Here is a 13,607-nt window from a genome sequence, read left to right on the forward strand (position 1 = left end):
AATATGTCTATGATATTTTAGTATAATTTCCTTATTTATCTGAGAAATTTGGGCTTTTTCTAGAAGCTGCAACTCTTTTTCGTATCCATTTTCTCTTCTTGGAATGTCATGCATATTTTTACATTCAGAAAGAGTAAAAGGGTTTCAATTAAAACTTGCTATCTCCAACTATAACCCCTAATTAGGGGGGAGCTTCGCACCTTAAGGTATAACGCTCCCAACGAGATTTGAACTCGTGTCTCAAGCTCGAAAAGCTCGAATGATTGACCGGGCTACACCATGGGAGCATAGAACCTTTTAAAAAGAGATAAGAACACTTTTTAAACCTTACTATTAAATAGTCTATGACAAAAGAAAAGCATATGTCTAAGAAGAATAAATTGGCTTAGTTAAACAAGACAGGTAATAATACAAGGGCAGAAATGCCTTATTTATGTCGTTGACTAAAATCAACCTTTTTTCTCAGTTATCTTCTTCTCTTTACTAATGCAGTGCTCATATAAAAACCAACATAGTTCATACAAAGGCTTACTACCATATCCATTTATATTTGGTGTAGAAAGTTTGAATTTACTTCTTATTTTATCATAAAATTTATGCCTTTGTTCTTTAGTAATAAAACCATAAGAGGAAAGACTAATATTAGGATTAATTAACATCTTTTTGTTTTTTTCATCTTCTATTGCCCATACAACTGTAAGATAAATTTCTCCAATTTTTTTACTTATATCAGTATTTAAATTTTTTTTATGTCTTAAATACTCACAAAGTAAATTTTTTATATCTCCATTTGCAGAAGTATATTCAATGGGTACATTATGTTTCAGTCTATCAGAATAATCTCTAACCCTATTACTAATATCTTCAGGTGTGACTATCGAATAAATTCTTGGGGTCATTTTTTTACCTTCGCAAACTTCAATTTCTTAAGTAGCTTGTTTATAAATCTTTCTTAGAAAATAATGCCTTGCCCAATAAATTGCATTTAATGCCAAAACAGCTTACTCTTACATCTTTGTCTTTGTGTCTTCCAGCTAAAACAGAAAAACCAAGGACTGCGTTGGGATTATTTACTTGCATTTCTTTAAATAATTGATAAACTTGTTTAGGAACAACATGAATAAAATAACTATTTAATCTATTCTCTTCGACAATAATAAAATAATCTTTTCTTTCATTTTCTCCAAGTTTTAATTTAAGTGTATCTTTTCTAACCCTCTCAATTATATCTGAAAATGCTTTTAAGAATTTAGCCTTTCCTTTAATTTCTGTCTGTGCTAGTTCATCCCAACTATTCATTTAATTAATTAAAATTTGAGATATTATAAACTTATAGAAAAATGGTGATCCCGCGGAGATTTGAACTCCGGACCTCCGGCTCTCTTAGAGAGATTCGGTAATATTTACCGAAGGTGGCCATATAAGACCGGTGCTATAGTTGTCCAGGTGTTTACACCTACCAGACTAAGCTACGGGATCATCCTTACCTTTAAAAACAAAAGACTAACTTTTAAAGCTTACTATTATTTTAAGCCCATTTTGATAAATATCTAGCAATCCTTTCAGGTTCAAATAATGGCCAATCATGGTTTGTATCTAGCCAGATTATTTCCCCTTTTTTAGATAATTCTTTCATAGTCTTAACATAATTTTCATTCAAAAGGGTATCATTCCTTCCCCATAAAAATATAATCGGACATTTAATATTTTTGATATCTTCTTTTAAATCTTGGTCTAAACAATTTTTAAATAATCTTTGAAAATCTCTATTAAATATATTCTTAGCATAATTATAAGTTCCAAAAAGCATAACAACTAAAGAATTCCAAAAATGTCCTTTAGACTTTAGAAAGGCTCGGATAGTTCCAAGAGCCATTGCTTTTGGTGAAACTTTGGATTTATCTACTTTTAATCCTGCGGCGTTCATCAAAACTATTCTGTTAGTAGGATTTTTAGAAGCATATCTAATTGCTATTAAACCTCCTGCTGAATGAGTAAATAAAGTTGGATTCTTAATTTTTAAAAGTTCAACAAAATTTTTAGTTAAATTTACTAATCCATCTAAAGAAAAACCTTTTTTTAGTTTACCTGATTTTCCATGCAGGGGTAAATCAAATGCCCACACTCTATATTTTTTACTTAAAATATTAATTATTTCATCATATCTTTTTATATCTCCAAAAACACCTGTAATAAATATTGCATCTTTACCTTTGCCTTTCACAAGGTAGTGAATTTTTATACCATCAATATCAATATACATATATCTTCTTTAATTTTAAGGCTATTTAAATTTTGCTTAGGAAACCTTTTTATATCCTTTTATTTCAACTAATCTTATGATAATTGGACTTGTAGGAAAACCTTCAGCCGGAAAGAGTACTTTCTTTAAAGCTGCAACTTTAGCAGAAGCAGAAATAGCTAATTATCCATTTACAACCATAAAACCTAATTCTGGAGTAGGTTATGTAAAATTAGAATGTGTTGAAAAATTCTTTAATGTTAAATGTAATCCTAGAGAGGGATTTTGTATTCACGGAAATAGATTTGTTCCTGTTCAAATGATTGATGTTGCTGGATTAGTTCCAGGTGCACATGAAGGAAAAGGAATGGGCAACCAATTCTTAAATGATTTAATTCCGGCAGATGTCTTAATTCATGTTGTAGATATTTCAGGTTCAATAAATGAAATTGGAGAACCAGTAACACCCTTGTCATATGATCCATTAAAAGATATTGAATTTTTAGAATATGAAATGGAAATGTGGATTCTCCAAATTATTTCAAAAGGTTGGGAAAAGTTTGCAAGAACTGCAAAACAAGAAAAAGCAAAAGCAGTTGATGCTTTATTAAAACAATTAACTGGACTAAAAGTTACTAAAGAAATGATTGAAGAAGTTATTAAACCCTTTCCAACTGAATTAGAAAAATGGACAGAACAAGATTTAAGAAAATTTGCAAAAGAAATTAGACAAAGAAATAAACCTTTAATCATTGCTGCAAATAAAATCGACGTTCCTGGTGCAGAAGAGAATTTTGAAAGAGCAAAACAAAAATTTACAAATCTAAAAATAATTCCTTGTTCAGCAGAATCTGAACTCGCATTAAGAGAAGCAGCAAAAAAAGGTTTAATAGAATATATTCCTGGAGAAGGTACTTTTAAAATTTTAAACAAAGAAAAACTTTCAGAATCGCAAATAAAAGCCTTAAACTTTATACAAAAAAATATTCTTGATAAATTTAAAAGTACGGGGGTACAACAAGTTTTAGATATCGCAATATTTGACTTATTGAAATATATGCCTGTTTTTCCTGGTGGATTAAATAATTTAGTAGACAGAAATGGAAATGTACTTCCAGATTGTTTCTTAATGCCTAAAAATTCAACCGCCTTAGACTTTGCATTTAGGATACATACTGATTTAGGAAAAGGATTTATTAGAGCCATTGATGTTAAAACTAAAAGAACAGTTGGAAAAGAGCATCTTCTTAAATTTGGAGATGTTGTAGAAATTATTTCTAACAAGTAAATTTATATATTCTAAACTTTTTAAACCACTGATGGACCATATATTATACTATAAAAAGGTCTGTGAGAAATTAACAGATTTCTTAGATAAAAAACCTTTAGCAACAAGAATATGGATCCCAGCAGGACCTAAATTATTAAAGCGTGGTTCGAAAAATGGAATTATTTATGCAAAAGATGTTGTTGAATTAACAAATAAAAAATTCTTAGACGCAAGAAAAGAATTTTTACATCTCAAAGATGCAAGAAGTTTACTTACTAAAAAACAAGAATCGCTTTGGAATTATTTTGTTCCAAGAAAAAACATGGATTTATTTTATTCTACAAATGGTGAAGGTTATGAAAAGCCCTTAGATAGAATTTTCATTGATATAGACAGACACAATCTTCCTGCTGAAAAAGCACAAATTGTTGCAAATGAATTAATTAAAATAATAGATTCAGATTCAAATTTTCCTATAAATTATAAAAAATTCTTTATGTGGACAGGTTCATCATTTCATATATATTTGTTATTAAAAGATAAAGTAGAACACGAATTTTATGAAGACTATTTATCTTATAATAATAAACACCCATTAAAAAGTTTTACTGGAAAGTGGGCTGCTTTGATAAAGTCAAAAACAAAAATAGATGTTTTTGCAGGACATGAAAAATTTCCAAATAAAATTAATTTGGATCCTTCACAATCTGTTTCAGGCAAATTAGCAAGAGCACCTTATTCTTTACATATGAAAGATGCTTTAACTGTGGATGGAATTGCAGTTCCTTTAAAACAAGACCAATTGCAAGATAAACATTTATTAAAAGACCTAAAAAAGCTCAATCCTGAGAATATATTTGACTCTGAATACTTTAAAAAGGTTTAAAAGAAAGCTTTATAAACCCCTTACTCAATTTTAAGTTTTAAATGAAGAGAAGCTCAAGACGTTGGAAAAAGAAAGGCCAAATGCGTTGGAAATGGCAAAGAAAACGTATGAAGAAAGAAAAGCGTAGAAGAAAGATGAAGTAGTTCTAGAACTTATTTTTTATTTGATTTAAAATTTATATTTTTTTCCTAGATTTATATTAACTATAGTTAATGCTATAAATAAAAAAGAGGTTAAAACTAAATTTAACCTCTAATTTTTTGTTGACTTAATATGTCTTAGGTAATAAAACAAAAGTCCACACTAAAAACACACTAAACCACGCAGAATAAGCAAGGGATACTATTGAGATTGAATGTTCACCGTAGAATTTATTTGGAACGCAGGCAACTATAATAATGGTTAAAAAGCATGAAACCAGTAAACCAATAATTGCCCAGACTGGAGGTAGGGTAATATAAGCTAAGATATAGAATAATAAATCTTTCATTCTTTTTCACCTCCTTTAGATTTGAAAAGAAAAAAAAGCCAATCTTATTTTTTAGATAAAATTGGCTTCTTATATTGTGAGATAATAAATTCTATTTCGCGTTCAAGATGAGGGGCATCCCGGCCGCATTCGGATTTGTAGGAAGTATCACAAAAGTTGTGTTAGGTGATCCAGCAAGTTTGGCATATGCTTCGATTGCTTCATGCTGAAGATAATTTTGGGTAAGGGTTGACTGAATTATATCCTGTGATTTCCTTATTCCCTCTGCGTTAGTAATTCTTATCTTGGCATCTTTTTGAGCAATTTGCTCTTCCAAATCTTTTTGCTGGAGCAACTGTTCTTTTACAATTTTCGTTTCAATAGATGCAGCTACAGAGTCAGGATAGTTTATACTACCTATCGTGGAATCTACGAAAATGAAAGGAGTTTTCTCAAAAACCTTTGAGAGTTGAGTTTTAATTTCTTCTTGGACTTTGAGTTGTTCATCCTTTACACCTTTGGTAGTATATTTTACTACAGCATTTCTTACAAATCCGCGATGAAGCGCTTTAAATGATCGTTCATACCACCCATCTGCCCCATATTTTTCCACAACTTCTTTAATCCTCTGTGGATCAATGGCTAATATCACGTGAGAATTAAGACGTATTTTTAATTCGTCTTTAGCAAGGATTTCAAAATTCTCGTGATAAGTTTTAGGTGTATAATTAAGATTCAGGACCATGTTTCTCCAACCCATGCCATATTTTGTAGGTCCTACTTGCATGCCTAAGTAGCCACCTTTACCAAAAAGAAAAGGTTTATCGATCAGATAGCCTACGCAGCCTTGGGGAGTTGACGGATTTGTAACTCCACACCCTGTAAGAAAGAAAATAACAAAAAATACCATAGGAATATAAAACATCTTTTTCATAAAAAAATACCCCCTTAAAAATTATTTAGACCCTTAAAATTAAAAACAGGCCGTTCTATTTTTTGATTTCTTCAATAGAATATTGCTCTCTTTTTTTCTCGAACCATTTTTTATAGAGGCAAATACCTGAAATCAGAGTGAGTATTCCTCCGCATATCCAAATAATGACCCCATAGAATTAGGCAGATTTGATGAAAGTATAAATCCACCCAAAAAAGCAAGTAGCAGTCCCACTAAGATAAATGTCCAATAATCTTTCATTCTTTTTCACCTCCTTTAAAATTTAAATTAAAAAAGAAGAGCTGATGCTCACTGCAAGATGTGGGCGCAAAAAACAGCAAGACACCAGCTCTCCCAGATATATTCAAACAGGCAGGGCTCAACACAAGATGTTCTATTTTTCAGTTAAGTACAATGGCGGTGCACTATTGAAAACATTAAACAGTTGTGATTGAAGAGAAAAAAACACCCCGCCTGTTGTAGACATTAAAGATAAATTTTTTCAATTAAACCTCTTCATCAAGAATTTCAATCTCAATTCTTTTATGCGTTGATTTAATAATCTTAAACTTCAGATTTTGTAGCCTTTTTATCTCTGAATTATTATTTAAGTAACATAGTGTAGAATTGAAATTTATTATCACAAATCCTTTAAACATCTGAACATATTCAATATTTTCAAGAAAAGACTTAATTCTATCAGAATCTTTCTTTGCTTGTTCAGATAAGGGTTTAAACCCTTGATTTATCTCTGCGTAATATACTCGAGATAGAACATAAGTATCTTCAACTTCTTCTTTAGCAAGAATTTTTTTATCTTTAGAAACAGTTTCTTTTGCTGTTTGAAGTGGAAGATTTTTGAATTTGGTTTCATAAACTAAATACTTCTGAATTTTAGAAATCGCCTTATGTCCAACAAAAGAAAAGAGAACAATAATAAAAAGAACAGTAAATATCCTCTTTATAATTATTCTTCCATTTTTTTCTTTTGCAAATATACTAGCAAATATTTCTCCTACAACTAATGTGGCTATTGCCATTATAACTGCAGGGAATATAAAGTTTCTGAATAGCATAATTTTACCCCCCTTCTAAAATTTGTTTTAATTATTTTTTTCAGAAAAAGTATCATCTTTTGATCTTATTAATCTTTCAAGCTGATATACTTTATATATTAAGAAAACTAACAAAGCGGGCACCATCAGCCTATAAAGAAAATAAGTTACTATAACTGCAAGGCAAGCAAGAATTATCCAGTAGTATACCCTCTTTTCTTTCATTTTATTTCTCCTTAATATCAAATTTAAAAAAAGAAAAAAGAAAAGCCGGCACAAGCTAAAAACTTGGGCATAATTTTTAAAATCTCATGCCGACTTCTCAAATATACTAAACTTAATTAAATTCAGCGAAATTTATTTCATCACAATATCTATTATTACCTTTGCAACATTTACGCAGATATAAGCTGATGTAAGAATTCCAATTCCTATAAACATCTCTTTGAGACCTGTAAGTATTGCTGAAAAAACTCCGCGCATTTGTTTTCCTCCCAAATTTAATCGTTAAATTTTTTAAGCCAAGGATGTTTATAGGCAAGAAATAACGTTAGACTTGTTGCCACGAAAATTATCCCATACATGACTCCGAGGCGAGTATCTGGATCTATGCTCTGTGGAGACATAACATCTAAACATAAAAGTGGGAGAGAAATTGCCCAGATAATAATTATTAAAACAACTCTTATCAAGTTCATAGTATTTACCCCCTTCAATTTTCAGAATATTTTGCAAAGAACTCTTTTTTCTCTTTTCTCCTTTAATTTTTATTTTTTAATCTTCATGTTGACTATCCAACTAATAAACGGCGGTAGTGCATATTGTATCAGGATAATAGAAAAAACGATTAGTATATCTGATGTAGTAATCATCTTCTTTTCAAGAAAAATATAAACTACAAAAAGGAATATAAATAGAAAAGTCAACTTTGAAAGAATATTAATATAATTCCCTAATCCAAGTAATAGCTTTTTCATAACTCACTTCAAATTTATTTTAAAACCTATTCCTAACTTATTTCACAATAATTTTCAATTTCAAAGAAAAACAATATACTTCAAACTAAAAAACTCTCAAAAATTCTCTTCTGGAAAACCCATAATTTTAACATATTACATCTTTTCCAAAACACTTACAAGTGTCTTTTTCAGATTCTCACTTTTTAGTGTTTCAATTTATATACAATAACAAAAATAAACTACTATTAGATTTTTAAAACTATTCAAAGTTCACAACCATAAAGTAATGATTTTAATAAAATCTCAAATCAGTCTATAAATATTTTTTATTTAGCCTACCGAAGGTGGCTTGCGTTGATAAAGCGCAGTCTTATTTTCGGAAGCTTTATATACATGTTGTCTTCACAAAACTAAGGAAAAGCTATACAAATGCTTTTTGTTCTGATATGTTTGGAAAAATGATAAACATATCTTTGTTATGAGTACTTTTCATATTGTTGGAGAGTATGATGCAGATGAGTAGGAGTTTTGTTATAAATTAAACCTTGTAGTTCCTACAATTTAGTTTTTTTTAAGCTTTATATTATAGCGGCCAGTATTTTAAATCCCATTTATCCTATGGGAGGTTGCTGCTATAGGGATTCGACTAAGACATGCAAGTCAGAGGATTCGCAAGAGTTCTCGGCGTAATGCTCAGTAACACGTCGATAATCTAACTTTAGGTCTGGAATATCCTTGGGAAACTGAGAGTAAACCCGGATAAGAAATTGACACTGGAATCGTGCATTTTCTCAAAAGTAATGCCTAAAGGTGAGTCGGCGGCTGATTAGGCTGTTGGTGAGGTAATGGCTCACCAAACCTATGATCAGTAAGGGCCTTGAGAGAGGAAGCCCTGAGGATGGTACTGAGACACGGACCATAGCCCTAAGGGGTGCAGCAGTCGCGAAAACTTTACAATGCACGAAAGTGCGATAAGGGAATCCCTAGTGCCAATTTATAATTGGCTTTTGCCAAGTGTAAATAGCTTGGCGAATAAGTGGTGGGTAAGACCGGTGCCAGCAGCCGCGGTAACCCCGGCGCCACGAGTGGCAACCACGTTTACTGGGTCTAAAGCGTCCGTAGCTGGTTCTATAAATCTCCTGTGAAATCGTTGGGCTTAACCTAACGGCTTGCAAGAGAGACTGTAGAACTTGAGACTGGGAGGAGACAGAGGTATTCTTTGGGGAGCGGTAAAATGTGATAATCCAAGGAGGACCTCCAGTGGCGAAGGCGTCTGTCTAGAACAGGTCTGACAGTGAGGGACGAAAGCTAGGAGAACGATCCGGATTAGATACCCGAGTAGCCCTAGCTGTAAACGCTGCGAGCTATGTGTTGCATGTTCTTTGGGAACCTGCAGTGCCGAAGTGAAGATGTTAAGCTCGCCACCTGGGAAGTATGGCCGCAAGACTGAAACTTAAAGGAATTGGCGGGGGAGCACACAAGGGGTGGAATGTGCGGTTTAATCCAATACTACGCGGGAAATCTCACCAACGGCGACGGCAGTATGAAGGTCAGATTAAAGGTTTTACCTGACAAGCCGAGAGATGGTGCATGCCCATCGTCAGCTCGTGCTGTAGGGTGTCCTGTTAAGTCAGGCAACGAGCAAGACCTGTATCTACAGTTGCAATCATATCCTCCGGGATGTGAGCACAATGTAGAGACTGCCCGTGTAAATGGGAGGAAGGTACAGGCAACGATAGGTCATTATGCCTCGAATCTGTTGGGCTACACGCGCATTACAATGGTAAGGACAATGGGATGCAACTCTGAGAAGAGAAGCTAAACCTCTAAACCTTATCCTAGTTCGGATTGAGGGTTGTAACTCACCCTCATGAAGTCGGAATCCCTAGTAATCGTAGCTCACTATACTACGGTGAATATGTCCCAGCTCCTTGCACACACCGCCCGTCATCTCATCCGAGCAGGGTCTATGTGAGGTTTGATATGCTTAAATCGAACATAGATTCAGTAAGGAGGGGCAAGTCGTCACAAGGTAGCCGTAGGGGAACCTGCGGCTGGATCACCTCCTTTTTTTTATTTTTATATCATAATAAAAAAATATTTTTAAATGAAATTCAAACTAAATGTTACTATAAGGTTTTTATAACGCTCAAACTACTCATCACAAAAAAAATGGGCTCGTAGCGTAATGGTATCGCACCACCCTTGCATGTTAAGAATCGCAAGATTCTCAAAGACAGGTGGGGGTTTCGGGTTCAAGTATAATTTGCCTAAAAGCATTTTATTGAGAATCCCGACGAGTCCATTTCATACTTTTTAAAATCAAATCTTTGAGAAAAATTTGCAAATTTATTTGCAGACAACTATTCAATCAAGAGATTGTTTAGTGAAGAACCGAGATGTGAATTACAATTTAAAATCGGAATTTTAAAATTGTATCTTTGCTCTGAATGTTAAAATAAAATAAAAAAAATATTTTAAAATATTTTTCATAAAAATTTTAATTCATATTCATATTGATGAGGCCATTCATAAATTAATAGTGGATTAGTCCAGCAGACGGATAACTCTGTTCAAGACAGCGAAGAAGGGCGCGGCAAGCTGCGAAATGTCCTGGCGAGGCGCATGTAGCCTTCGAACCAGGAATGCCCTAATAGGACTTCCTATGCTTTTAGCATAATCCGAAAGGATGGCGAACTCGGGGAATTGAAGCATCTTAGTACCCGAAGGAAAAGAAATCAATCGAGATGCCCTGATTATCAGCGAGAGAAAAGGGTGTAAGGCAAACTGAATCTGCCGTAGTAATACGGTAGAGATGTGGTGTTATAGGACCTATTTTATATCCAAACTTGTATATTCAAAGTTTTCTGAAATGAAATACCATAGAGGGTGAAAGTCCCGTAGAAATTCATAAGTGGATTTTTTAGGTATCCTGAGTACTGCACATTGGAAATTGTGCAGGAAATTGGGAGGCATCAACTTCCAACCTTAAATATGTCTTGAGTCAGATAGCAAACGAGTACTGTGGAGGAAAGTTGAAAAGAACCCGTAATAGGGAATTAAAAGAACTTGAAATCTGTTGGAGATAGCAGGATACGGCTCTAAAGGAGTTGTATCGTACGTTTCGAAAAACGGGCCAGGGAGTGCATTTAAGTGGCAAGGGTAATCTAAAAGAGAACCCGCAGGGAAACCAATAGCTCGCAGTTTACGAGGAGCATGGTGTGATAAGTGCCATTAGTCACTTGGATGCGACCCGAATCCAGATGATCTAATCCGGGGCAAGGCGAAGTGGGGGTAAAACCCTGTGGAGGCCTGAAGAGGTTCTAGGTGCATCTGTTCTTCTGACCTTGGATTAGGGGTGAAAAGCCAATCGAATCTGGTGATAGCTGGTTCCTGCCGAAATAGGCCTAAGTCTAGTCTCGAGCGAGATAACTATAGCTGTAGAGCTACGGATTGGGGATTTAGGGGAAGAAATTCCTCGGTTCTCTGTTCAACTCCGAAGGTTATAGTATTGTAGACCTTGAGAAACGGCGGTGCGCGGTAAACGTGTATCGCAAGAGGGTAACAACCCAGACTGTAATTAAGGCCCCAAAATACTGATTAATTGTTAGAGGGTGAAAGGTGTATAATACCCAAGACAGCAGGGAGGTTTGCTTAGAAGCAGCAATCCTTTAAAGAAAGCGTAATAGCTCACCTGTCTAGGTCTTGTGCCCTGAAAACGGACGGGACTAAATCAGTTGCCGATATTACAGACTTCATTCTAGAAATGAAAGTGGTAGGCAGGCGTTTTGTAAGGGCAGAAGCTCTTCCGAGAGGAGGAGTGGACCTTGCAAAAATGAGAATCCTGGCGTTAGTAGGATCTGTATAGAGTGAGAATCTCTAGCATCGAAAGAACAAGGGTTCCTTAGCAATGTAGTTCAGCTAAGGGTAAGTTGGTCCTAATTTAAGTCATAACATGACCTATAAGAAAGGGAAAAAGGTTAAGATTCCTTTACTATTTGAATACGTGTGGCAACACAAGGGTGATTTTTGAAACTTTGGGCTAAATCAGCATTACTAACCTGTAATGTTAACTAAAATAAATTGGGGAAGTACCGTAATGGTGAGAACCTGATTAAATTTGGGAATAGTGCGCTTATGGCGCATCTGGTTGATGCCTGGAGTCCATGAAAAAAGAATCATCAAGGATTTCAAATAACCATACCCAGAACCGGCACTGGTGTTCTAGGTAAGAAGCCTAAGATGTGAGGGACTAATCCAATCAAGGGAACTCGGCAAATTAGCAGCGTAACTTCGGTTTAAGCTGTCCCTGTGATTGTGTACGTATGTATGCGATTGCAGGGTTCAATAACAAGGGCGATCCGACTGTTTAACAAAAACGTAACTTTCTGCCAATCTGAAAAGATGTGTATAGAAGGTGATATCTGCCCAGTGCTCGTACTTCAAAACCTGTTTCAACGGGTCTAAGAGCGAGTAAACGGCGGGAATAACTATAATTCTCTTAAGGTAAAAATAAAAGTTGCCTTAGTAAAATTCAGCTATATGCTGGAAAATCTGAGTATCTCACACTACTTTAAAATTTTTAAAGTAACAATGTGTTGAGTGCAGACAATCAGCAGGAAAGACTGAATGTTTTTGAAAAAACATTTTGTATCCTCAGAGACTATACGCTGAAACTCGAAAGAGTAAGATATAGTCCGACCCATTATGCGAGTAATGGAAGTATGTAGAAATGCATACTCGCCTAAATTAATTCTAAAATATTTTTTAGGTTAGTACTCTTTAATTTTAAAGAGGAAAGTAACAAATGTGAGCGAAATGCCTTGTCGCTTAATTGGCGACCTGCATGAAGGTATAACGAGATCGCTTCTGTCCCTGGTTGGAACCCCCTGAATCCACTGTACTGGTGCAAAGGCCAGTGACTTCCAATGGGAAGCGAAGACCCCGTAGAACTTTACTGTAGCTTGTAGCTGCAATGTGGAGTTTGTTGTCCAGCATAAGTAGGAGTCGCCAAAGCTTGATCGCTAGGTTAAGTGTAGACAACAGTGTAATACTACTCAATGGACTCTACATTGCTTACTCGGAAGAGGACAATTATTGGCGGACAGTTTGGCTGGGGCGGCACCCTGCTGAAAAGATATCAGTAGGACCCTAAGGTTGGCTCAAGAGGTTTAGAAATCCTCTGTAGAGTGCAAGAGCAAAAGCCAGCTTGACAGAATTTTGAAAAATAAAAAATTCTGGGACGAAAGTCCGGTCTAGCGAACCCTTATGCCTTCTTGGTGAGGGCTAAGGCAAATAGAAAAGCTATCTCGGGGATAACAGAGTGGTCGCGCCTAAGAGCTCGGATCGACGGCGCGGTTTGCGACATCGACGTCGGCTCTCCGCATCCTGGCCATGCAGAAGTGGCCAAGGGTGGAGGAGTTCACTCATTAAAGCGGATGTGAGCTGGGTTCAATACGTTGTGAGACAGTATGTATGATATCTATTGGAAGTGTATAGTGTCTGAAGGGAAGGATCTTCTAGTACGAAAGGAACGAGGAATCGGGGCCTCTAGTCAATCGGTTATCTGGTAAGGTATGCCGAGCAGCCACGCCCCAAGGGATAAATCCTGAAAGCATCTAAGGATGAAACCCGCCTTGAAAAGAGACACACTGGAGCTCCTGTAAATGACAGGTTTGATAGGATTGATGTGTAAGCATTAAGGTAACGAGATGTTCAGCATGCAATTACTAATCGCTCCACCACTAAAATTAATTTATGAATGGCTTTCATTTTTTTATAACACGCACGCT

The 13,607-nt window shown here is 35.1% G+C and carries 11 protein-coding genes, 3 tRNA genes and 2 rRNA genes; 5 read left to right on the top strand and 11 right to left on the bottom strand.

Annotated elements, in window-relative coordinates; genetic code table 11:
* Positions 1 to 212: 212 nt before the first annotated feature.
* The 5 genes from J4403_04205 to J4403_04225 form a co-directional block, all read right to left on the bottom strand.
* A tRNA-Glu gene (locus J4403_04205) sits at positions 213 to 287 on the bottom strand.
* 162 nt (positions 288 to 449) lie between these two features.
* Positions 450 to 899, bottom strand: coding sequence for a hypothetical protein (locus J4403_04210; GenBank protein ID MBS3167382.1), 450 nt, complete (start codon positions 897 to 899; stop codon positions 450 to 452).
* A gap of 40 nt (positions 900 to 939) precedes the next feature.
* The gene (locus tag J4403_04215) at positions 940 to 1,299 is read right to left on the bottom strand and encodes a hypothetical protein (GenBank protein ID MBS3167383.1); all 360 of its coding nucleotides are present in this window, start codon (positions 1,297 to 1,299) and stop codon (positions 940 to 942) included.
* A 42-nt stretch (positions 1,300 to 1,341) separates the two neighbouring features.
* Positions 1,342 to 1,479 (bottom strand) — tRNA-Ile (locus J4403_04220).
* A 49-nt stretch (positions 1,480 to 1,528) separates the two neighbouring features.
* Positions 1,529 to 2,263, bottom strand: a complete 735-nt coding sequence (locus J4403_04225; protein MBS3167384.1) for an alpha/beta hydrolase — start codon at positions 2,261 to 2,263, stop codon at positions 1,529 to 1,531.
* A 76-nt stretch (positions 2,264 to 2,339) separates the two neighbouring features.
* On the opposite strand from J4403_04225, the gene J4403_04230 reads away from it, so the two are divergent.
* Both J4403_04230 and J4403_04235 read left to right on the top strand, forming a co-directional pair.
* Positions 2,340 to 3,530 carry a redox-regulated ATPase YchF gene (locus J4403_04230; protein MBS3167385.1) on the top strand — a complete coding sequence of 397 codons (1,191 nt, stop codon included), beginning with the start codon at positions 2,340 to 2,342 and terminating at the stop codon, positions 3,528 to 3,530.
* A gap of 31 nt (positions 3,531 to 3,561) precedes the next feature.
* A complete protein-coding gene (locus tag J4403_04235; GenBank protein MBS3167386.1) occupies positions 3,562 to 4,398 on the top strand; it encodes a hypothetical protein in 837 nt (278 codons plus the stop codon).
* Positions 4,399 to 4,666: 268 nt separating this feature from the next.
* Here the strand turns inward: J4403_04235 and J4403_04240 are convergent, their stop codons facing one another.
* The 6 genes from J4403_04240 to J4403_04265 all read right to left on the bottom strand — a co-directional run bounded on the left by J4403_04240 (position 4,667) and on the right by J4403_04265 (position 7,833).
* Positions 4,667 to 4,888, bottom strand: coding sequence for a hypothetical protein (locus tag J4403_04240; protein MBS3167387.1), 222 nt, complete (start codon positions 4,886 to 4,888; stop codon positions 4,667 to 4,669).
* A gap of 91 nt (positions 4,889 to 4,979) precedes the next feature.
* Complete coding sequence (locus J4403_04245) at positions 4,980 to 5,801, bottom strand: hypothetical protein (GenBank protein ID MBS3167388.1); 822 nt, start codon at positions 5,799 to 5,801, stop codon at positions 4,980 to 4,982.
* Positions 5,802 to 6,307: 506 nt separating this feature from the next.
* A complete protein-coding gene (locus tag J4403_04250) occupies positions 6,308 to 6,877 on the bottom strand; it encodes a hypothetical protein (protein ID MBS3167389.1) in 570 nt (189 codons plus the stop codon).
* A gap of 27 nt (positions 6,878 to 6,904) precedes the next feature.
* A complete protein-coding gene (locus J4403_04255; GenBank protein MBS3167390.1) occupies positions 6,905 to 7,081 on the bottom strand; it encodes a hypothetical protein in 177 nt (58 codons plus the stop codon).
* A 275-nt stretch (positions 7,082 to 7,356) separates the two neighbouring features.
* A complete protein-coding gene (locus J4403_04260) occupies positions 7,357 to 7,554 on the bottom strand; it encodes a hypothetical protein (protein ID MBS3167391.1) in 198 nt (65 codons plus the stop codon).
* Positions 7,555 to 7,623: 69 nt separating this feature from the next.
* Positions 7,624 to 7,833, bottom strand: a complete 210-nt coding sequence (locus J4403_04265) for a hypothetical protein (GenBank protein MBS3167392.1) — start codon at positions 7,831 to 7,833, stop codon at positions 7,624 to 7,626.
* A gap of 585 nt (positions 7,834 to 8,418) precedes the next feature.
* Between J4403_04265 and J4403_04270 the strand changes: the two genes are divergently transcribed.
* The 3 genes from J4403_04270 (at position 8,419) to J4403_04280 (ending at position 13,567) form a co-directional block, all read left to right on the top strand.
* A 16S ribosomal RNA gene (locus J4403_04270) occupies positions 8,419 to 9,883 on the top strand.
* A gap of 106 nt (positions 9,884 to 9,989) precedes the next feature.
* Positions 9,990 to 10,120, top strand: a tRNA-Ala gene (locus J4403_04275).
* A gap of 230 nt (positions 10,121 to 10,350) precedes the next feature.
* A 23S ribosomal RNA gene (locus J4403_04280) occupies positions 10,351 to 13,567 on the top strand.
* Together the 16S and 23S rRNA genes with 1 tRNA gene alongside form the textbook arrangement of a ribosomal RNA operon.
* Positions 13,568 to 13,607: the final 40 nt, after the last annotated feature.

The sequence above is a fragment of the Candidatus Woesearchaeota archaeon genome (assembly GCA_018302225.1).
Lineage (GTDB): Archaea > Nanobdellota > Nanobdellia > SCGC-AAA011-G17 > JAGVZY01 > JAGVZY01.

Bases quoted from the DNA above. Each gene is read 5' to 3' on its own strand.
- J4403_04210 (MBS3167382.1), bottom strand. From the start codon at position 899: ATGACCCCAAGAATTTATTCGATAGTCACACCTGAAGATATTAGTAAT.
- J4403_04215 (MBS3167383.1), bottom strand. From the start codon at position 1,299: ATGAATAGTTGGGATGAACTAGCACAGACAGAAATTAAAGGAAAGGCT.
- J4403_04225 (MBS3167384.1), bottom strand. From the start codon at position 2,263: ATGTATATTGATATTGATGGTATAAAAATTCACTACCTTGTGAAAGGC.
- J4403_04230 (MBS3167385.1), top strand. From the start codon at position 2,340: ATGATAATTGGACTTGTAGGAAAACCTTCAGCCGGAAAGAGTACTTTC.
- J4403_04235 (MBS3167386.1), top strand. From the start codon at position 3,562: ATGGACCATATATTATACTATAAAAAGGTCTGTGAGAAATTAACAGAT.
- J4403_04240 (MBS3167387.1), bottom strand. From the start codon at position 4,888: ATGAAAGATTTATTATTCTATATCTTAGCTTATATTACCCTACCTCCA.
- J4403_04245 (MBS3167388.1), bottom strand. From the start codon at position 5,801: ATGAAAAAGATGTTTTATATTCCTATGGTATTTTTTGTTATTTTCTTT.
- J4403_04250 (MBS3167389.1), bottom strand. From the start codon at position 6,877: ATGCTATTCAGAAACTTTATATTCCCTGCAGTTATAATGGCAATAGCC.
- J4403_04255 (MBS3167390.1), bottom strand. From the start codon at position 7,081: ATGAAAGAAAAGAGGGTATACTACTGGATAATTCTTGCTTGCCTTGCA.
- J4403_04260 (MBS3167391.1), bottom strand. From the start codon at position 7,554: ATGAACTTGATAAGAGTTGTTTTAATAATTATTATCTGGGCAATTTCT.
- J4403_04265 (MBS3167392.1), bottom strand. From the start codon at position 7,833: ATGAAAAAGCTATTACTTGGATTAGGGAATTATATTAATATTCTTTCA.